Annotated in this window: 22 protein-coding genes and 1 other annotated feature; of the genes, 12 read left to right on the top strand and 10 right to left on the bottom strand. The window is 52.9% G+C overall.

Features of this window, described 5'->3' with window-relative positions; translation table 11 throughout:
* Positions 1 to 21: 21 nt before the first annotated feature.
* A complete protein-coding gene (katE, locus tag L462_RS18260; protein WP_032677968.1) occupies positions 22 to 2271 on the bottom strand; it encodes a catalase HPII in 2250 nt (749 codons plus the stop codon).
* Between the two features lie 187 nt (positions 2272 to 2458).
* Between katE and cedA the strand changes: the two genes are divergently transcribed.
* Positions 2459 to 2713, top strand: a complete 255-nt coding sequence (gene cedA, locus L462_RS0123385; protein WP_071605472.1) for a cell division activator CedA — start codon at positions 2459 to 2461, stop codon at positions 2711 to 2713.
* Positions 2714 to 2760: 47 nt separating this feature from the next.
* On the opposite strand, the gene L462_RS18255 is transcribed toward cedA, so the two are convergent.
* The 4 genes from L462_RS18255 to hxpB all read right to left on the bottom strand — a co-directional run bounded on the left by L462_RS18255 (position 2761) and on the right by hxpB (position 6527).
* The gene (locus L462_RS18255; RefSeq protein WP_014169681.1) at positions 2761 to 4152 is read right to left on the bottom strand and encodes an L-cystine transporter; all 1392 of its coding nucleotides are present in this window, start codon (positions 4150 to 4152) and stop codon (positions 2761 to 2763) included.
* A gap of 127 nt (positions 4153 to 4279) precedes the next feature.
* Positions 4280 to 4870 (bottom strand): metal-dependent hydrolase, encoded by a 591-nt coding sequence (locus L462_RS18250; RefSeq protein ID WP_020884412.1) that lies wholly within the window; start codon positions 4868 to 4870, stop codon positions 4280 to 4282.
* Between the two features lie 93 nt (positions 4871 to 4963).
* Positions 4964 to 5725, bottom strand: coding sequence for a 2-dehydro-3-deoxy-D-gluconate 5-dehydrogenase KduD (kduD, locus tag L462_RS18245; RefSeq protein WP_032677969.1), 762 nt, complete (start codon positions 5723 to 5725; stop codon positions 4964 to 4966).
* Between the two features lie 130 nt (positions 5726 to 5855).
* Positions 5856 to 6527, bottom strand: coding sequence for a hexitol phosphatase HxpB (hxpB, locus tag L462_RS18240; RefSeq protein WP_032677970.1), 672 nt, complete (start codon positions 6525 to 6527; stop codon positions 5856 to 5858).
* 148 nt (positions 6528 to 6675) lie between these two features.
* Here hxpB and L462_RS18235 point away from each other — a divergent pair, with 148 nt between their 5' ends.
* A complete protein-coding gene (locus L462_RS18235) occupies positions 6676 to 7212 on the top strand; it encodes a YniB family protein (RefSeq protein WP_014169686.1) in 537 nt (178 codons plus the stop codon).
* A 36-nt stretch (positions 7213 to 7248) separates the two neighbouring features.
* Here the strand turns inward: L462_RS18235 and L462_RS18230 are convergent, their stop codons facing one another.
* The 3 genes from L462_RS18230 to pfkB form a co-directional block, all read right to left on the bottom strand.
* A complete protein-coding gene (locus tag L462_RS18230) occupies positions 7249 to 8109 on the bottom strand; it encodes a fructosamine kinase family protein (RefSeq protein WP_014169687.1) in 861 nt (286 codons plus the stop codon).
* 105 nt (positions 8110 to 8214) lie between these two features.
* Positions 8215 to 8505 carry a type V toxin-antitoxin system endoribonuclease antitoxin GhoS gene (ghoS, locus tag L462_RS18225; protein ID WP_014169688.1) on the bottom strand — a complete coding sequence of 97 codons (291 nt, stop codon included), beginning with the start codon at positions 8503 to 8505 and terminating at the stop codon, positions 8215 to 8217.
* A gap of 105 nt (positions 8506 to 8610) precedes the next feature.
* Positions 8611 to 9543, bottom strand: a complete 933-nt coding sequence (pfkB, locus tag L462_RS18220) for a 6-phosphofructokinase II (RefSeq protein ID WP_032677972.1) — start codon at positions 9541 to 9543, stop codon at positions 8611 to 8613.
* 295 nt (positions 9544 to 9838) lie between these two features.
* Here pfkB and L462_RS18215 point away from each other — a divergent pair, with 295 nt between their 5' ends.
* Together L462_RS18215 and L462_RS18210 are read left to right on the top strand one after the other, a co-directional pair.
* Positions 9839 to 10597, top strand: coding sequence for a DUF481 domain-containing protein (locus L462_RS18215; protein WP_025204400.1), 759 nt, complete (start codon positions 9839 to 9841; stop codon positions 10595 to 10597).
* A 272-nt stretch (positions 10598 to 10869) separates the two neighbouring features.
* Positions 10870 to 11103, top strand: coding sequence for a YdgH/BhsA/McbA family protein (locus tag L462_RS18210; protein WP_032677973.1), 234 nt, complete (start codon positions 10870 to 10872; stop codon positions 11101 to 11103).
* A 198-nt stretch (positions 11104 to 11301) separates the two neighbouring features.
* Here L462_RS18210 and yniD read toward each other — a convergent pair whose 3' ends face one another.
* Positions 11302 to 11409 (bottom strand): small membrane protein YniD, encoded by a 108-nt coding sequence (gene yniD, locus L462_RS25025; protein ID WP_008500658.1) that lies wholly within the window; start codon positions 11407 to 11409, stop codon positions 11302 to 11304.
* Positions 11410 to 11508: 99 nt separating this feature from the next.
* Positions 11509 to 11781, bottom strand: a complete 273-nt coding sequence (gene yncL, locus L462_RS25735) for a stress response membrane protein YncL (RefSeq protein WP_071605471.1) — start codon at positions 11779 to 11781, stop codon at positions 11509 to 11511.
* A 143-nt stretch (positions 11782 to 11924) separates the two neighbouring features.
* On the opposite strand from yncL, the gene thrS reads away from it, so the two are divergent.
* The 8 genes from thrS to ihfA all read left to right on the top strand — a co-directional run bounded on the left by thrS (position 11925) and on the right by ihfA (position 19097).
* Entirely contained in the window at positions 11925 to 13853 is a 1929-nt protein-coding gene (gene thrS, locus L462_RS18205) for a threonine--tRNA ligase (protein ID WP_014169692.1), read from the top strand.
* A 3-nt stretch (positions 13854 to 13856) separates the two neighbouring features.
* Positions 13857 to 14399 carry a translation initiation factor IF-3 gene (infC, locus tag L462_RS18200; RefSeq protein ID WP_023616141.1) on the top strand — a complete coding sequence of 181 codons (543 nt, stop codon included), beginning with the start codon at positions 13857 to 13859 and terminating at the stop codon, positions 14397 to 14399.
* 97 nt (positions 14400 to 14496) lie between these two features.
* Positions 14497 to 14694 carry a 50S ribosomal protein L35 gene (gene rpmI / locus L462_RS18195; RefSeq protein ID WP_003030583.1) on the top strand — a complete coding sequence of 66 codons (198 nt, stop codon included), beginning with the start codon at positions 14497 to 14499 and terminating at the stop codon, positions 14692 to 14694.
* Between the two features lie 50 nt (positions 14695 to 14744).
* Entirely contained in the window at positions 14745 to 15101 is a 357-nt protein-coding gene (rplT, locus tag L462_RS18190) for a 50S ribosomal protein L20 (RefSeq protein WP_000124850.1), read from the top strand.
* 118 nt (positions 15102 to 15219) lie between these two features.
* Positions 15220 to 15344 (top strand) — a sequence feature (Phe leader region).
* On the top strand, positions 15225 to 15269 hold the full coding sequence (gene pheM, locus L462_RS25035) for a pheST operon leader peptide PheM (RefSeq protein ID WP_001386830.1): 45 nt from the start codon (positions 15225 to 15227) through the stop codon (positions 15267 to 15269). Its footprint overlaps the feature before it by 45 nt.
* A 62-nt stretch (positions 15345 to 15406) precedes the next feature.
* Positions 15407 to 16390 (top strand): phenylalanine--tRNA ligase subunit alpha, encoded by a 984-nt coding sequence (gene pheS / locus L462_RS18185; protein ID WP_020884406.1) that lies wholly within the window; start codon positions 15407 to 15409, stop codon positions 16388 to 16390.
* 15 nt (positions 16391 to 16405) lie between these two features.
* Positions 16406 to 18793 carry a phenylalanine--tRNA ligase subunit beta gene (pheT, locus tag L462_RS18180; protein WP_032677974.1) on the top strand — a complete coding sequence of 796 codons (2388 nt, stop codon included), beginning with the start codon at positions 16406 to 16408 and terminating at the stop codon, positions 18791 to 18793.
* Between the two features lie 4 nt (positions 18794 to 18797).
* Positions 18798 to 19097 (top strand): integration host factor subunit alpha, encoded by a 300-nt coding sequence (gene ihfA, locus L462_RS18175; protein WP_003857805.1) that lies wholly within the window; start codon positions 18798 to 18800, stop codon positions 19095 to 19097.
* Positions 19098 to 19188: the final 91 nt, after the last annotated feature.

A 19188-nucleotide genomic window follows, 5' to 3' on the forward strand; every position in this document is an offset into this window, starting at 1 on the left:
CAAAGCCAGACCCGGCTTTTCTTATGCCGGTATACGATCAATCTTACTGCTGCGTGACCACACACGGTGCGCTGCGAGCAGATCGAACAGCTTCGTCATAAACGCATCATCGACGTTATCGCCTTCGACAATGCCATCTTCACCTTGCTCAGCCACCTTCAGGTGCGCTTTAAACTGTCGCGCATCGCCGGACAGGGCGATCGGCTTCAGGTGTTTATAGGCTTCCAGCAGATAATAAATCGCATCGCCATTGTTCAGCAGACTGTCGATGTCGCCGCACGGCACAATCACCGCATCAACGGTGAGCGATGGTGCTCCGGCAAAGGTGGCCGCAACCGGCAGCACTGAACCGTCGTCGGCGGTCACTTCCCCCATGCGGGAATAGAGCAGTTTGGCGTGAACGCCTTTGGTTTTCAGCGCCTGCATAATCCCCAGCACGTCGCTGGCACGGGTGTTGTCATTCAGCAGAATGGCCACTACCCGGCCTTTTATCGAGCCACCCGGCACCGCATACAGACTCAGGGACGGATCTTTCTTCAGTCCGTTAACGTCTTTCGGTGGGGCCGCATTGCGTTGCTCATCCGTCAGCGTAATGCCAAGGTTATCCGCCACGCTCTGGGCAAGCTGAATATCGATTTGGGCGAGCTGATCGACCACGCGCTCGCGGATGTAAGTCCGCACCACTTTGCTCAGTTCAAAGCTAAAGCCACCGATAATGTGCTGTTGCTCGATCGGCGTCTGGCTGTTCCAGAACAGGCGAGGTTGGGCATAATACTCGCCGAATGACGGGCTACGCTCGCGGATTTTATTGCCATCGATGCGCTCCTGGTACGACTCAAAACCACCGCGTTTCGGTCCAGGCGGCGTTTCGCGCGGCCAGTTATCGTTGATGGAGTTCGGCTCATAGTTAGCCGGATTGGTATCGATATCCTGGCGATGCATCCCGTCGCGCTGGAAATTGTGGTACGGGCAGGTTGGACGGTTAATCGGAATTTCGTGGAAGTTGGGCCCGCCAAGGCGACTGATCTGCGTATCGGTATAGGAGAACAACCGCCCCTGCAGGAGGGGATCGTTCGTGAAATCCAGCCCCGGAACGATATGCCCCGGGTGGAACGCGACCTGCTCATTTTCGGCAAAGAAATTGTCCGGGTTACGGTTGAGCACCATTTTACCCACCAGCTGAACCGGCACCAGCTCCTCTGGGATCAGCTTTGTCGGGTCGAGAAGATCGAAATCGAAGTTAAACTCATCCTCTTCCGGGATCAGCTGTAACCCCAGTTCATATTCCGGGAAGTCACCGGCTTCAATCGACTCCCACAGCTCACGACGGTGGAAGTCCGGATCGCGCCCGGTCAGCTTCTGGGCTTCATCCCACACCAGCGAGGCTTTGCCCGCCACAGGCTTCCAGTGGAAGCGTACGAATGTGGCTTTCCCGTCCGCGTTGATCATCCTGAAGGTATGAATACCAAACCCTTCCATCGTGCGGTAGCTGCGCGGAATGCCACGGTCTGACATCGCCCACATCACGTTGTGTAACGTTTCTGGCTGCAGTGAGACATAATCCCAGAAGGTGTCATGCGCACTTTGTCCCTGCGGTATGGCCCAGTGGGGCTCCGGTTTTACCGCATGGACAAAGTCAGGAAATTTATGCGCATCCTGAATGAAGAACACCGGGGTGTTATTGCCGACGAGATCGAAAATACCCTCTTCGGTATAAAATTTGGTGGCGAAGCCGCGGATATCACGCACGGTATCTGCCGAACCCGCGCCGCCCTGTACGGTTGAAAAGCGGACAAAGACCGGTGTGATTTTGTCCGGATCGGAAAGGAAATCCGCTTTGGTTATCTCTTTGAGGCTTTTGTAGGGCTGGAAGTAGCCGTGTGCCGCGGAGCCACGCGCGTGAACGATGCGCTCAGGTATACGTTCATGGTCAAAATGGGTGATTTTTTCCCGCAGAATAAAGTCTTCCAGCAGGGTCGGTCCGCGCGTTCCCGCACGCAGCGAGTTCTGATCGTCAGCAATGCGCACGCCCTGGTTGGTGGTAAGTGCAAAACCTTCGCCGCCTTTACGGTGGGACTCAAGGGATTTCAGCTTCTCGTTTCCGGTATCCGGGGATTTCATACTTCCCGGCGCGGTAGGCTGTTCGCCAGGTGCGGAAGGGCCGGGGGACGGGCGATGAGAGCCATCCGCTGGGGCCAGAGAGTCCATGCCTGGTTGAGATTCTTCAGTGCCATGAATGGGTGATTGATGTGTTTTATCTTTGTTCGACATTGCACGCTTCTCCTTTATCCATTGCTAAAAACCTTGTTAACTATAGAACAATGTGGCGAAAGGGCGGGCGAACTAAGAGTTTTCAGATGACCTGGTTAAGGAATGCGCTATCAGAGCGATGCAGGGCGCGACGCGTGGGGGGAGGATCGGCTATCATAGAATTTTCCTGCTTCCAGAATGTGCTTTAGTGAACCCGTCGCTTATGAAACCTTTTCGTCAACAAAACCGCCCTGTCATTAGCTACGTGCCCCGCGTCGAACCCGCGCCGCCCGAACACGCCCTGAAGGTGGATGGTTTTCGTGATGTCTGGCAACTGCGCGGTAAATACGTAGCGTTTGTTCTGATGGGAGAACACTTCCGCCGTTCGCCCGCGTTTTCGGGGCCGGAGTCGGCCCAGCGATGGGCGAACCAGGTCCGCCAGGATGAAGAGATTGAAGAATAACAGCCAAAAAAAAACCGCCATCAGGCGGTTTTTTTATTCATCCGTGATTAACGGTGCGCCAGTTCAGCGTCGTCTTCACTTTCCAGAATGGTTTTATCGGTCTGCTTCAGCCACTGGCTGGTCAACGTACCGGCGGTCATGGAACCGCTCACGTTCAGCGCAGTACGACCCATGTCGATCAGCGGCTCAACGGAGATCAGCAGGGCAACCAGCGTCACCGGCAGACCCAGGGCCGGCAGGACAATCAGCGCGGCGAAGGTTGCGCCACCGCCAACACCCGCAACGCCTGCGGAGCTGATGGTAACAATCCCGACAAGCGTGGCAATCCAAACGGGATCCAGTGGGTTAATACCCACGGTCGGAGCAACCATTACCGCCAGCATTGCAGGGTAGAGACCTGCGCAACCGTTCTGACCAATGGTGGCACCAAAGGAGGCAGAGAAGCTGGCAATAGATTCCGGTACGCCCAGACGACGGGTCTGCGCTTCAACGTTCAGCGGAATAGACGCGGCGCTGGAACGGCTGGTGAACGCAAAGGTCAGTACCGGCCACACTTTACGGAAGTATTTCAGCGGGCTAACGCCATTGACGCCCAGCAGGATACCGTGCACCACGAACATAATGCCCAGACCCAGATAAGAGGCGACGACGAAGCTACCCAGCTTAATGATGTCCTGCAGGTTAGAGCCGGCAACCACTTTGGTCATCAGCGCCAGAACACCGTAAGGGGTCAACTGCATCACCAGACGGACCAGCTTCATTACCCAGCTTTGCAGGGTATCGATAGCCACCAGCACGCGCTCGCCTTTCGGCGCGTCGTCTTTCAGCAGCTTCAGCGCCGCCACACCGAGGAAGGCCGCAAAGATCACCACGCTGATAATGGAGGTTGGGCTGGCACCGGTCAGGTCAGCAAACGGGTTCTTCGGCACGAAAGAGAGCACCATCTGTGGCACCGTCAGGTCAGCGACTTTACCCACGTAGTTGGTCTGAATCGCGGTAAGACGCGCCGTTTCAGCCGTACCCTGGACCAGACCTTCAGCGGTCAGCCCGAACAGGTTGGTGACCAGCACACCGACCAGAGCTGCAATCAGCGTGGTAAACAGCAGCGTACCGATGGTCAGGAAGCTGATTTTACCCAACTGGGTGGCGTTATGCAGACGGGCAACGGCGCTCAGAATAGAGGCAAACACCAGCGGCATAACGATCATCTGCAGCAGCTGGACATAGCCGTTACCGACGATGTTGAACCACTGAATAGAATCTTTCAGAACTGGATTATCGGAGCCGTAAATAGCCTGCAACGCCAGACCAAACACGACACCCATGGCCAGACCAACCAGCACTTTCTTCGCGAGGCTCCACTGTTTGTGGCGCGCCTGCGCGAGAAGCAATAGCAATACAACGAACACCACAATGTTCGCGATGAGTGGAAAATTCATCCCCGTTCTCCTGATTTATTATACGGTCGGTTTTTACCGATCCTGTTGGCGCAAGGTTATCAGAAGTGTGATGTGGCGCTTATATCCAAATGGAATGGGTTATGACAAATGGAAATAATTTGTGTGCTTAGTGTTCAATCTGGTGATTAATGAAACGATTGAACTGAAATTGCAGCGAATTGATCATCTGGGATGACCAGCGCACTGCACTGTTTTCGGGCAAGGTTTGCGGCATCCAGACGGCGTAGGCAAAGAGCGCCATACACAACACACGCTCAAGCTGATTACCTTTCTGCGGCGCAAGAATGGGCAAACGGAACCGCCAGCGGCATGGCCAGAGCAGCGGCACGCCCGCAGGTGTCAGCATATCGGCAAGGATATGGCTTAAATAACCCAGCACCATTCCCTGGATGGCATCGGCGGGCACTATCCAGCTCTCAGGGACTTTTAAATAGAAAAGGGTGAGCAGGCCGAATACAGCCAGCAGGCTGTGGGTAAACCCACGGTGACCAAACGCGCGGGCGATGGGTTTTGATATCCACTTTAGCCGCTGTCCCAGGAACGATTTTGGATGGTCGATATCGGGCAGCAGACAGGTCAACACGGCGGACGGGACAATATGCCACCAGTCCCCCTGTGCGAGCACAGGGGTAAGTTCAGCGTTTTTGGCAAAAACTGCGCACGCAATGGAAAAAAGCAGATGGCCTTCCGCCGTCATGATAAAACCCACAAAACTGTCAATTCATACAGTATAGGGTTTTTATACAGTAGACGAAAGAGGTGACGGTGTAACTGTATGTCACAAACGCGCCTAGCGCGCCAGCCAGCCCCCGTCGACGGCTAACGTATAACCGTTCACGTAATCCGAGGCGGCGGAGGCTAAAAAGACCACCGGTCCCTGCAGGTCTTCTGGTACTCCCCAGCGCCCGGCAGGTATCCGGTCGAGGATCTCCTGGCTGCGCTGCTGATCATCCCGCAGTTGCTGAGTGTTGTTGGTCGCCATGTAGCCTGGCGCGATGGCGTTAACATTGATGCCGTGTGTCGCCCATTCATTCGCCAGCAGACGCGTGATCCCTAACACGCCGCTTTTGGACGCGGTGTAAGAGGGCACGCGGATGCCACCCTGGAATGAGAGCATCGAGGCGATATTAATGATTTTCCCGCCCTGTCCCTGCGCAATAAACTGTTTAGCCACGGCCTGGGAGAGGAAAAAAAGCGATTTCAGATTCAGGTTGATGACGTCGTCCCAGTCCTTTTCGCTGAACGCGAGAGCATCTTCACGGCGTATGGTCCCGGCATTGTTCACCAGAATATCGACTCGCCCCATCTCAGCCACCGCGCTGTCAACAACGTTCTGAAGACTCTCCTGCTGACTGAGGTCGGCCCGAATCGCCCTGAACCGCCTTCCGAGTGCGCTAATGCAGGCAGCCGTTTCCTCCGGCGCTTTGCGGTTAACACCCACGATGTCGCATCCCGCCTGCGCCAGCGCAATGGCCATGGCTTGTCCCAGACCGGTATCGCATCCGGTGACGATGGCCACTTTTCCTGACAGAGTGAAGTTATCCAGTATCATACGCGCCTCAGAAGTAAGGTTATTGTCATTCTGACGCTAAGGATAGAAGCGGGGGATAAGAAAAGCAAACAAAATGAAACGATGTTTTGTTTTTAAAGCAGGCAGCCTGACGCTGCCTGAAAGGGGCGGGTTACTCGCCGCGCAGCTGCTGCGCCGTCAGCTCAACCAGTGAGTTCAGCTTTACGTCGGCAAGGGCAAAACGGGGATCGTGTCGGCCTTCCTCCGCGGGAACAACAATCGAGCGCATGCGCGCGGCCTTCGAGGCCACCATTCCGTTAACGGAATCTTCCAGCGCGACACAGCAGAGGGGATCAAGAACGAGCTTAGCGGCACAGTCGAGATAGACCTGCGGGTGCGGCTTGCTGTATGGCAACGTTTCCGCTGAGGCCAGCGCGTCGAAGCTGTCGCGCAGCTCAAACATGGTCAGCACTTTTTCCAGCATATGCAGCGGTGAAGCTGACGCCAGGCCAACTTTCAACCCCTGCGCTTTGCACAGCGCGACGGCTTCACGCACGCCGGGCAGCAGGGGCTTGCTCTCTTCCACCAGTGAGATGGCGCGGCTGATAATGCGCGCGGTCACTTCGTCGCGATCGGGTCCCACCCACGGCTGCTGGGCATACCACAGGTCCACCACCATATCGATGCGCAGACCAAGCGTATCCGGAAGTTCATTACGGCGGCTGATATCAACGCCCAGGCTGGCGATAACGTCCAGTTCGGCGCGATCCCACAACGGTTCGGAATCGATCAGTAATCCATCCATGTCAAAAATTGCGGCAAGAATCTGGCGCGGTGTCGACATCACAACGTCTCCTTATCCAGGGTGTACGACAGACGATAAATGCTAAGTGCACTCTGCAATTTAGCATATTGCCTTTAAAGAGCGGGCGAAAATGATGGTCAGCAGGTAGACTTAGGCAGAAATAACGCGTCTTTATGAAGGGGAACTGATGACGTATCAACAAGCTGGACGCATTGCTGTATTAAAACGTATTGCTGGCTGGGTAATTTTTATTCCAGCCGTCATTTCGACGCTGATCTCTGTGCTCAAATTTATGTACGATCACAGTGAAAAACAGCCAGGTATTAATGCGGTAATGCTTGATTTTGCTCATGTCATGATTGAAATGATGCGTTTTAACACGCCGTTTCTGAATGTCTTTTGGTTCAATTCGCCGACGCCGAATTTTCATCAGCAGTTGAATCTCGGGTTTTGGGTGATCTACGCGCTGATCTTTATTGGTATGGCGTTGCAGGCCTCTGGCGCACGCATGAGCCGTCAGACGCGCTTTTTACGCGAAGGTGTGGAAGACCAGATGATTCTGGAACAGGCGAAAGGCCCGGAAGGAATGAGCCGCGAGCAGATTGAGTCCCGCATTGTTGTGCCGCGTCACACCATTTTCCTGCAAATTTTCCCGCTGTATATCCTGCCAGTCATTATCATCGTGGCGGGTTACTTCTTCTTTTCGCTGTTGGGATTTCTGTAACCGATGAGGGTGGCGACATAGCCACCCGTCCCGCCATTACGCGGCAAGCACACGTTCAAGTGCCCTCTGGGCATTGACCAGATGCTCTCCGCCAAACAGAATGGCGCGGTTCATCAGTGTGTAGAGCTGATACACCGGCTGGCGCTCAAGAAAACCCTGCGGCAGAGGCAGAACGGACTGATACCCGTCGTAAATTTGCGGCGGTTGCTCAGGGTGCAGTGGCAGCATCGCCAGGTCACACTCCCTGTCGCCCCAGTAACAGGCCGGGTCGAAGATATAGGGGCCGTCAGGACCCAGCGCGCAGTTATCTGACCACAAATCACCGTGCAGCAGAGACGGCTGAGGCTGGTGGGATGCCAGACGCTGCTGAATATGTTCGACGATGGCATCGATATTGCCAAACTCCAGACCTTTCTCCGCAGCCAGTTCCAGCTGCCAGCCAATGCGTTGCTCAGCAAAGAATGTCGACCAGCGTCGTTGCCAGGCATTGGGTTGTGGGGTGGTGGAGAGGTCGTTGTCAAAATCGAGACCAAACTGCGGCTGGTCGCTCCATTGATGCAGTCGCGCTAACTGTTGGCCGAGAATGAAGGCGTTATGGGCGTCTAACGGGCGGGCAGGAAGAAATTCCATGACCAGAAAACTGTAGTCGCGGTCGCTGCCCACGGCCCAGACCTGCGGGACCGTCACCGTTTTACTGCGCGACAACAGTTCCAGCTGGTCGGCTTCGGCGGTGAAAATCGGAAGCAGCTCTCGCTCATCGCATTTAACAAAGAGATCGCGCCCGGCGTAGCGTAAGTGCCATGCGGCGTGGATTTCTCCGCCTGGCAGTTCGTTCCGCAGTTCAATTTCACCTTCACCCAGTTGCTCACTTAAAAGATGACTGATAGCCTGCCACATGTTGTCTCTCCCATGTTGTCTGCCAGATCATAAAGTTAGCGCATAATTGCGGTAAAAAAATACGAACTAACGCACACCTGAGCGGTTTAAATTCATGCAGGGCACTTATTGTTCTTTTTTCTGCCAGCTTTCCCAGGTATCAAGATCAATTTCTGCCGCTTTGTCGGTCACGCTTTCGACCAGACTGGCCGCCAGAGCGTGAACCTCTTCTTTACTCAGGGCGCTGATCAGGCCAAACGTCAGGGTGCCTAAATCATGGATATTGCCCTCGTCATCCGTGAGTGTGAGCAGGAAATTGGCCCGGGTAAAGGCGTTGTTGAGCTCATTAAGCTCGGTCAGCGACGCTTGATGAATGTTGATGGTAACGACGTAGCGGGTGATGTCACCACTGCTCATAATTCACCTCATTGTTATCTTGGAAGTTTTCTTAGCATAGTCGATAGGCTGCGTTTGGCGACTATGGCGCGTATTTCCCCTTCACAGAGAAGGGGAAAAGGGGGATTAATTTCGGGACAGGTAATCGACGATTTTTTGCGTGTCGCTAAGCGAACAGAGACGTGTGCCCTGGTTGATGGTGGCAGCGCTACCCGCTGCGACGCCGTAGCGTGTCATCTCCAGTAGCGAAGCACCCTGAGCCAGTTTCAGGGTCATCGCTCCAACCATGCTATCACCTGCGCCCACGGTACTCTGGCTTTTCATCGGCGGCGGGACAACCTGAACGGACCCCGTTTCGTCCACGGCCAGGGCACCCTGCGGGCCAAGGGAGACCACGACCCGTCGCGCTTTGCCGCTGTGAACCAATTCCTGCGCGGCGGTGAGGACATCGTCCGGCTGGTTCAGTTCGCGGTTCACCAGCGCGCTTAACTCTTTCTGATTGGGTTTAACCAGCTCAAGATTGCCCGGCGTCAGGGCTGCCTGCAGCGCCTCGCCGCTGCTGTCGACAATGCAGCGGATACCGCGTTGCTGCGCGGCCCGAATCAGCGCCGTCAGTTTTTCCGTGCTGACACCGGGCGGCAGGCTGCCGCTTATCACCAGCAGAGCACCGCTCTCAATGGCCAGCACCTTCTCTTCAAGCTGACGAAACTCATCTTCACTGAGTTTTGCACCCGGCATGACGAAACGGTATTGCTCGCCGCTGGACTCCACGTGCACATGCAGGTTTTGCCGCGTCCAGTCTTTGGACTCGACGGTCTGCGAGGCCACCTGTTCATCGGCCAGCAGAGAGACCAGGTGCTCACCGGTCGCGCCGCCTGCAGGGAAAATTGCTGTCGCCTTTCCACCGAGGTGCGTTATGGCTCGCGCCACATTGATACCGCCGCCGCCGGGCTCAAACACCGGGGCGCTGCAGCGCAATTTACCTTCCGGGTAAATCTGGGGCGTCAGGGTGGCGGAATCGAGGGAAGGGGAGAGCGTCAGGGTGTAGATAGAAACCATCATTACCTCCTTTTAGCGTGGGTTCCTTTTAGTCTGGCACCATTTGTCAGGAAGGCAATGTAAATAACAGTATGATTTTAAATATGAATACTGACATAAAGTCTGCGGCGGCTTATATAAAATAAAACGCTTTTTGAGATCGTTCTTATTCAAAAAATGAAATAAGAAATCATTGCTATGTTATTTGCGTCTTTTTATAATTTGTTACCTTTCTCTGGACGCCTTGTCATTGATCCTCAAGAAAGTTTCCGGGACCGTGTGGTCTCTTTTTTTGTTGTACGGACTCCTTAATAAAATGAAGCTTTTGAAGACAGTACCCGCTGCACTGATGCTGGCGGGTGGCGTGTTTGCTGCAATGAACGCGACCGCAGATGATTCCGTTTTTACTGTCATGGACGATCCAGCCACCGCGCAAAAACCGTTTGAAGGTAACCTGAACGCTGGCTATCTTGCACAATCCGGTAACACGAAAAGCTCCTCTCTCACGGCGGACAGTACGCTGACCTGGTACGGTAATACCACCGCCTGGTCTCTGTGGGGAAATGCCAGTAACACCTCCGCGAATGACGAACGCTCTTCCGAGAAATATGCGGTTGGCGGACGTAGCCGTTACAACATGACCGACTTTGACTACCTGTTTGGTCAGGCCAGCTGGTTAACTGACCGTTACAACGGCTATCGCCAGCGTGATGTGTTCACTGCCGGTTACGGTCGTCAGTTCCTGAACGGTCCGGTACACAGTTTACGTTTTGAATTCGGTCCAGGCGTGCGCTACGACGAGTACACCGACGGCGAAACCAAAACTCAACCGCTCGGTTACGCTTCCGGCACCTATGCCTGGCAGATGACTGACAACACCAAATTTACCCAGGGGGTGTCTGTGTTTGGTGCCGACGATACGACGCTGAACTCAGAAACAGCGCTGAACGTGGCCATCAACGAACACTTTGGCCTGAAAGTGGCCTACAACGTCACCTGGAACTCTTCTCCTCCTGATTCTGCTCCGGATCATACCGACCGCAGAACCACGGTTTCACTGGGTTATAAAATGTAATATTCTCGGGCCGATTACGCTATCGGCCCGTTTTTTATTTTTTGAAACTGTGCTGTTTTATATTAAACGCTGTTTTGAAATATCTGGTCTGCTGATATCTCCATCATTTCTTCATAATGCATTTTCATTAATTTGCGGCTTATTTGACACGAATTGATAACGTAATAGGCTAGGCAAAAGTGTGATCTGGATCTACACTCTTAGCACGGGCAGAATTCGGCCTTAAGGTATTTAGCATTATTAGTATTAAATGTAGAAAGAGAAAAAACATTATGAAAAAAATCAAAACTGCCGCAGCAGCGATGGTGCTTTCCGCACTGTCTTTTGGCGTATTTGCTGCTGATGAAACCACCCCGACAGCCAGTGAGACCCACAGCCAAATCGGCATTGCGAAAGCCGTTGACGTTGAAGCCGGGTCTAACATCGCGCCAGCCTCTCAGTCCACCGGTCAGTCTATGAATGATGCTTTTGACGTCCATAAACTGGTTGCAGGTGAATGGTCCTGATGGGTTTTGCCGTGTTGTTATTGACGTTTAAACGCTAATTCATCGCGCCAAAAAAACCGGATTTTGTGGTACCGGTTTTTTCGCGGCAAACCTATTTGACGTAAACCTATCGTCCGTATTTCGTCCTGGCGGTGAATACCCGCAAAAGGGTATTACGGATAACGATGTTATTCCCTGCGCAGTTATTTATATTCACGTTCAGCCCCAAATCATTGCCGCCCAACGCAGAAGCAGCATCGCGCCGCAGATGGCAATCAGCACCAGTACCATTTTCCAGTGTTTTACGGCAAATCGTTTTGTTGGCATAACCTGATCCTTGTAAGTTGATGCGAACAGTCTACCAAACAGGGCGGGGAAATGCCCCTTCTCCAGTGGTGAATCAGGTTATGCCTGCTTCCGGTTCGGTTAGAACCAGTGGAATCGTTCTGCAAGAATCAACAATAAACCGGTGGCTGAAAGGATGTTCAATATCACAACCGTTCTACTTGATACGTTCATGGTATGCACCTTTGGGTTTAAAGACTTGTTCAAGAGTAGCCCAGCATCTCTGGAATGCGAGCACCGGAGATATGCGCCCTGCAAATTCATGCGAAAGTGCCAGCGCAGCAATCTGCCAGCAAAGGGTGCAATCTCTCTTTTGTTAGTGTTACCATTGCAGGGCTTGCCGTAAATCCGCATTTATCTGATTTTCGGCGGGTGAATGATCGCGAGCCAATTTGACGATTGTTGGTCAGATGGTGTCGTAATCTATTGTCAAATCACGATTATTTTCTTTGTATATGCTCTTATGTGTGGGGCATCACTGCAAATAAGGATATAAAATGCCTGTAATTACTCTTCCTGATGGCAGCCAACGCCATTACGACCACGCTGTAAGCCCAATGGATGTTGCCCTGGACATTGGTCCTGGACTCGCGAAAGCAACCATCGCTGGCCGTGTTAATGGTGAGCTGGTTGATGCATCTGACCTGATTGAAAGCGATGCGCAGCTGTCTATCATCACAGCGAAAGACGAAGAAGGTCTGGAGATCATTCGTCACTCCTGCGCGCACCTGTTAGGTCATGCGATCAAACAGCTGTGGCCGAACACCAAAATGGCGATCGGTCCGGTTATCGACAACGGTTTCTACTATGACGTTGACCTTGACCATACCCTGACTCAGGAAGATATCGACGCGCTCGAAAAACGTATGCACGAGCTCGCCGAAACTAACTATGACGTCATTAAGAAGAAAGTCAGCTGGCACGAAGCGCGTGAAACCTTCGTGAAGCGTGGCGAGAGCTATAAAGTCTCTATTCTTGATGAAAACATCTCTCATGATGACAAGCCTGGCTTGTACCATCACGAAGAATACGTCGACATGTGCCGTGGTCCGCACGTGCCGAACATGCGCTTCTGTCATCACTTTAAGCTGATGAAAATCGCGGGCGCCTACTGGCGTGGCGATAGCAACAACAAGATGTTGCAGCGTATCTATGGTACCGCGTGGGCCGATAAAAAAGCCCTTAACGCCTACCTGCAGCGCCTGGAAGAGGCGGCTAAACGTGACCACCGTAAAATCGGTAAGCAGCTTGACCTGTACCACATGCAGGAAGAAGCGCCGGGTATGGTGTTCTGGCACAATGACGGCTGGACTATCTTCCGTGAACTGGAAACGTTCGTACGCTCCAAGCTGAAAGAGTACCAGTATCAGGAAGTGAAAGGCCCGTTCATGATGGACCGTGTGCTGTGGGAAAAAACCGGCCACTGGGACAACTACAAAGATGCGATGTTCACCACCTCTTCTGAGAACCGTGAATACTGCATTAAGCCAATGAACTGCCCGGGCCACGTTCAGATCTTCAACCAGGGTCTGAAATCCTACCGCGATCTGCCGCTGCGTATGGCAGAGTTCGGTAGCTGCCACCGTAACGAGCCATCAGGTGCATTGCACGGTCTGATGCGTGTTCGTGGCTTTACTCAGGATGATGCGCATATCTTCTGTACTGAAGATCAGGTTCGTGATGAAGTTAACGCCTGTATTCGTATGGTCTACGATATGTACAGCACCTTTGGCTTCGAGAAGATCGTTGTCAAACTCTCAACGCGTCCGGAAAAACGTATCGGTAGCGATGAGACCTGGGATCGCGCAGAAGCGGATCTCGCCGTGGCGCTGGAAGAGAACGGCATTCCGTTCGAATACCAGCTGGGCGAGGGCGCATTCTACGGTCCAAAAATTGAATTTACCCTGTATGACTGCCTCGATCGCGCATGGCAGTGCGGTACTGTACAGCTGGACTTCTCCCTGCCGCAGCGTTTAAGCGCCTCTTATGTTGGCGAAGACAACGAACGTCAGGTACCGGTTATGATTCACCGTGCAATCCTCGGTTCTCTGGAGCGCTTCATCGGCATCCTGACTGAAGAGTTTGCCGGCTTCTTCCCAACCTGGCTTGCGCCAGTGCAGGTCGTGGTGATGAACATTACCGATTCTCAGGCTGAATACGTTAAAGAATTGACGCAGAAACTACAAAATGCGGGCATTCGCGTAAAAGCAGACTTGAGAAATGAGAAGATTGGCTTTAAAATCCGCGAGCACACTTTACGTCGTGTCCCGTATATGTTGGTCTGTGGTGATAAAGAGGTGGAAGCAGGCAAAGTTGCCGTTCGCACCCGCCGTGGTAAAGACCTGGGGAGCCTGGACGTAAGTGAAGTGATTGAGAAGCTGCAACAAGAGATTCGCAGCCGCAGTCTTCAACAACTGGAGGAATAAGGTATTAAAGGCGGAAAACGAGTTCAAACGGCACGTCCGAATCGTATCAATGGCGAGATTCGCGCCCAGGAAGTTCGCTTAACAGGTCTGGAAGGCGAGCAGCTGGGGATTGTGAGTCTGAGAGAAGCGATCGAAAAGGCTGAAGAAGCTGGAGTAGATTTAGTTGAAATCAGCCCTAACGCCGAACCGCCAGTTTGTCGTATCATGGACTACGGCAAGTTCCTTTATGAAAAGAGTAAGTCTTCTAAGGAACAGAAGAAAAAGCAAAAAGTTATCCAGGTTAAGGAAATTAAATTCCGTCCTGGTACCGACGATGGCGATTATCAGGTAAAACTCCGCAGCCTGATTCGCTTTCTGGAAGATGGCGATAAGGCCAAGATCACACTGCGTTTCCGCGGTCGTGAGATGGCCCACCAACAGATTGGTATGGAAGTGCTTAACCGCGTCCGTGACGATCTGAGTGAACTGGCAGTAGTCGAATCCTTCCCTACGAAGATCGAAGGCCGCCAGATGATCATGGTGCTCGCTCCTAAGAAGAAACAGTAAGGCCTTCAAGCAGCAAAACCTGTGGAGCCTTCGGGTCTCATAGGTTTTGTTCGCCTATGTTTCGTTTATTTAACAATGCGAAGTGGAAGTAATTAAGATGCCAAAAATTAAGACCGTACGCGGTGCTGCTAAGCGCTTCAAAAAAACCGGTGGTGGTGGATTTAAGCGTAAGCACGCAAACCTGCGTCATATTCTGACCAAAAAATCTACTAAGCGTAAACGTCACCTGCGTCCAAAAGGCCTTGTTTCTAAAGGCGATCTGGGTCTGGTTATCGCGTGCCTGCCGTACGCATAAGCCGTTAACGTTTAATTTTTTACTAAGAATATAGATACAGGAGAGCACATATGGCTCGCGTAAAACGTGGTGTAATTGCACGTGCACGTCACAAGAAAATTTTGAAACAAGCTAAAGGCTACTACGGTGCGCGTTCACGCGTATACCGCGTTGCCTTCCAGGCTGTTATCAAAGCAGGTCAGTACGCTTACCGTGACCGTCGTCAACGTAAGCGTCAGTTCCGTCAACTGTGGATTGCGCGTATCAACGCAGCAGCACGTCAGAACGGTATTTCTTACAGCAAATTCATCAACGGCCTGAAAAAAGCCTCTGTTGAAATCGACCGTAAGATCCTGGCTGACATCGCAGTATTCGACAAAGTAGCGTTCACCGCTCTGGTCGAAAAAGCGAAAGCAGCACTGGCATAAGCCAGTTGAAAGAGGGGGCTTCGCTCCCTCTTTTCATTTAACACCATCAGAACATTGACTTTTACCCGTGCAACCTTTTCAATATGGTCTTAACGGTTTTTTACCACACAAGGTAACGCAAGCATGAATGCTGCTATTTTCCGCTTCTTCTTTTACTTTAGCACCTGAATTCAGGAGGCTAGCGCGTGAAAGATGAAACGAAAAACAGCGCCAGATAAGCCTCCTGATGGAGGCTTTTTTTGTGTCTAAATTCGAGAGAATAACTCCACCAAATCGGTGTCTGCACCGACATAATGAGGAAAATCATGTCACATCTCGCAGAGCTGGTTGCCAGTGCAACAGCCGCCATTAATCAGGCCTCAGATGTTGCCGCGTTAGACAATGTCCGCGTCGAATATCTCGGTAAGAAAGGGCATTTGACCCTTCAAATGACAACCCTGCGTGAACTGCCGCCAGAGGAACGCCCGGCAGCGGGTGCGGTCATTAACGAAGCCAAAGAGCAGGTGCAACAGGCACTGAACGCACGCAAAGCTGAGCTGGAAAGCGCGGTGCTGAATGCGCGTCTGGCGGCAGAGACTATCGATGTCTCCCTGCCGGGTCGCCGTATTGAAAATGGTGGCCTGCATCCGGTTACCCGCACCATTGATCGCATTGAAAGTTTCTTCGGTGAGCTCGGCTTTACCGTGGCGACTGGCCCGGAAATCGAAGATGATTACCACAACTTCGACGCCCTCAATATTCCAGGCCATCATCCGGCACGTGCTGACCACGACACTTTCTGGTTCGACGCCACCCGTCTGCTGCGTACTCAGACCTCGGGCGTTCAGATCCGTACCATGAAGGAACAGGAGCCCCCGATCCGCATCATCGCACCGGGCCGCGTGTACCGTAACGACTACGATCAGACCCATACCCCGATGTTCCATCAGATGGAAGGCCTGATTGTTGATAAGAACATCAGCTTTACCAACCTGAAAGGTACGCTGCACGATTTCCTGAACAACTTCTTTGAGGAAGACCTGCAGGTTCGTTTCCGTCCGTCCTACTTCCCGTTCACTGAACCGTCTGCGGAAGTTGACGTGATGGGTAAAAACGGCAAATGGCTGGAAGTGTTGGGCTGCGGCATGGTGCATCCAAACGTTCTGCGCAACGTGGGTATCGATCCAGAAGTCTACTCCGGCTTTGCGTTCGGTATGGGCATGGAGCGTCTGACAATGCTGCGCTATGGCGTGACCGATTTGCGTGCATTCTTCGAAAACGATCTGCGTTTCCTCAAACAGTTTAAATAAGGGCAGGACAGAACAATGAAATTCAGTGAACTGTGGTTACGCGAATGGGTGAACACCACGCTTGATAGCGAAGCGCTTTCCAACCAGATCACCATGGCGGGTCTGGAAGTTGACGGTGTTGAGCCGGTTTCTGGCGCTTTCAATGGCGTCGTTGTGGGCGAAGTGGTTGAGTGCGGTCAGCACCCTAACGCTGACAAGCTGCGTGTGACAAAAGTTAACGTAGGCGGCGATCGCCTGCTGGATATCGTCTGCGGCGCGCCAAACTGCCGTCAGGGCCTGAAAGTGGCCGTGGCGACCGTGGGGGCTGTACTGCCGGGTGATTTTAAAATTAAAGCAGCGAAACTGCGCGGGGAGCCGTCTGAAGGCATGCTGTGTTCGTTCTCTGAGCTGGGTATTTCCGACGATCACAATGGCATCATTGAGCTGCCGCTTGATGCGCCTATTGGTACCGACATCCGCGAATACCTGAAACTCGATGACAACACCATTGAAATCAGCGTGACGCCAAACCGTGCGGACTGCTTAGGCATTATCGGCGTGGCCCGCGATGTGGCCGTGCTGAACCAGACTGAACTGAACGCACCGGAAATCGTACCGGTTGACGCTACCATCAGTGACACACTGCCGATTCAGGTTGAAGCCGCTGAGGCGTGCCCACGCTACCTTGGTCGCGTGGTGAAAGGCATTAACGTAAAAGCGCCAACCCCGCTGTGGATGAAAGAGAAGCTGCGTCGCTGTGGTATTCGTTCTATCGACGCCGTCGTTGACGTGACCAACTATGTTCTGCTGGAGCTGGGTCAGCCGATGCACGCGTTCGATAAAGATCGTATCGAAGGCGGTATTGTGGTGCGTATGGCGAAAGAGGGCGAAACCCTGGTTCTGCTCGACGGCACCGAAGCAAAACTGAATGCTGATACGCTGGTGATCGCGGACCACGTTAAAGCGCTGGCGATGGGCGGTATCTTCGGTGGTGAACACTCCGGTGTAAACGATGAAACGCAAAACGTTCTGCTGGAGTGTGCGTTTTTCAGCCCGCTCTCTATCACCGGCCGCGCACGTCGTCACGGCCTGCATACCGATGCCTCTCACCGTTATGAGCGTGGCGTCGATCCGGCACTGCAGCACAAAGCGATGGAGCGTGCGACGCGTCTGCTGATCGACATCTGCGGCGGTGAAGCGGGCCCGGTTATCGACGTCACCCACGAAGCGACGTTGCCGAAGCGTGCGACCATTACCCTGCGTCGTAGCAAGCTGGATCGTCTGATTGGTCACCATGTTGCTGACGCACAGGTCAGCGATATCCTTCGCCGCCTGGGTTGTGACGTGACCGAAGGGCAGGACGAGTGGAAAACCGTTGCGCCATCCTGGCGTTTCGACATGGAGATCGAAGAAGATCTGGTGGAAGAAGTGGCTCGCGTATACGGCTACAACAACATCCCGGATGAGCCTGTTCAGGCGGGTCTGGTGATGGGAAGCCACCGTGAAGCAGATTTGTCTCTTAAGCGTGTGAAAACCATGCTGAACGACAAAGGCTATCAGGAAGTGATCACCTACAGCTTTGTTGATCCAAAACTGCAGCAGATGATCCATCCGGGCCAGGAAGCGCTGATCCTGCCAAGCCCAATCTCCAGCGAAATGTCCGCGATGCGCCTGTCCCTGTGGACCGGTCTGCTGGGGACTATCGTTTACAACCAGAATCGTCAGCAAAACCGCGTGCGAATTTTCGAAAGTGGTTTACGCTTTGTACCGGATAATCAGGCAAATTTAGGCATCCGTCAGGATCTCATGCTGGCTGGTGCCATCAGCGGTAACCGTTACGAAGAGCACTGGGACCTGGCAAAAGGCACGGTTGATTTCTACGATATGAAGGGAGATCTGGAAGCAATTCTCGATCTGACCGGTAAATTATCTGAAATTGAATTCCGTGCAGAAGCGATCCCTGCGCTGCATCCAGGCCAGAGTGCAGCTATCTATTTAGACGGCAAACGCATTGGTTTCATTGGCGTTGTTCATCCTGAGCTGGAGCGCAAGCTGGACCTGAACGGCCGTACCATCGTGTTCGAGCTGGAATGGAGCCCGGTTGCAGACCGCGTTATTCCTCAGGCCCGCGACGTCTCACGCTTCCCGGCAAACCGCCGTGATATCGCGGTTGTGGTCGCGGAAAATGTGCCCGCAGCAGATATTTTGGCCGAATGTAAGAAAGTTGGCGTAAATCAGGTAGTTGGCGTAAACTTATTTGACGTGTACCGCGGCAAGGGCGTAGCAGAAGGTTTCAAGAGCCTCGCTATTAGCCTTATCCTTCAGGATACCAGCCGTACACTCGAAGAAGAGGAGATTGCCGCTACCGTCGCCAAATGTGTAGAGGCATTAAAAGAGCGATTCCAGGCATCATTGAGGGATTGAACCTATGGCGCTTACAAAAGCTGAAATGTCAGAATATCTGTTTGATAAGCTTGGGCTTAGCAAACGAGATGCCAAAGAGCTGGTAGAGCTGTTTTTCGAAGAGATCCGTCGTGCTCTGGAAAATGGTGAGCAGGTAAAACTCTCCGGTTTTGGCAATTTTGATTTGCGTGACAAAAACCAACGTCCGGGCCGTAACCCAAAGACGGGGGAAGATATTCCGATTACAGCCCGCCGCGTGGTGACCTTCAGACCCGGCCAGAAGTTAAAAAGCCGTGTCGAAAACGCAACGCCCAAAGCAGAGTAATATGAACTAACTAAAAAGGCCGCTCACGCGGCCTTTTTTCTTTGCGCTCTCTGGCAAACCCGCCGTAAAATCAATTACATCACACGCTACT

The organism is Enterobacter sp. BIDMC 26, assembly GCF_000534435.1.
GTDB lineage: Bacteria > Pseudomonadota > Gammaproteobacteria > Enterobacterales > Enterobacteriaceae > Enterobacter > Enterobacter ludwigii.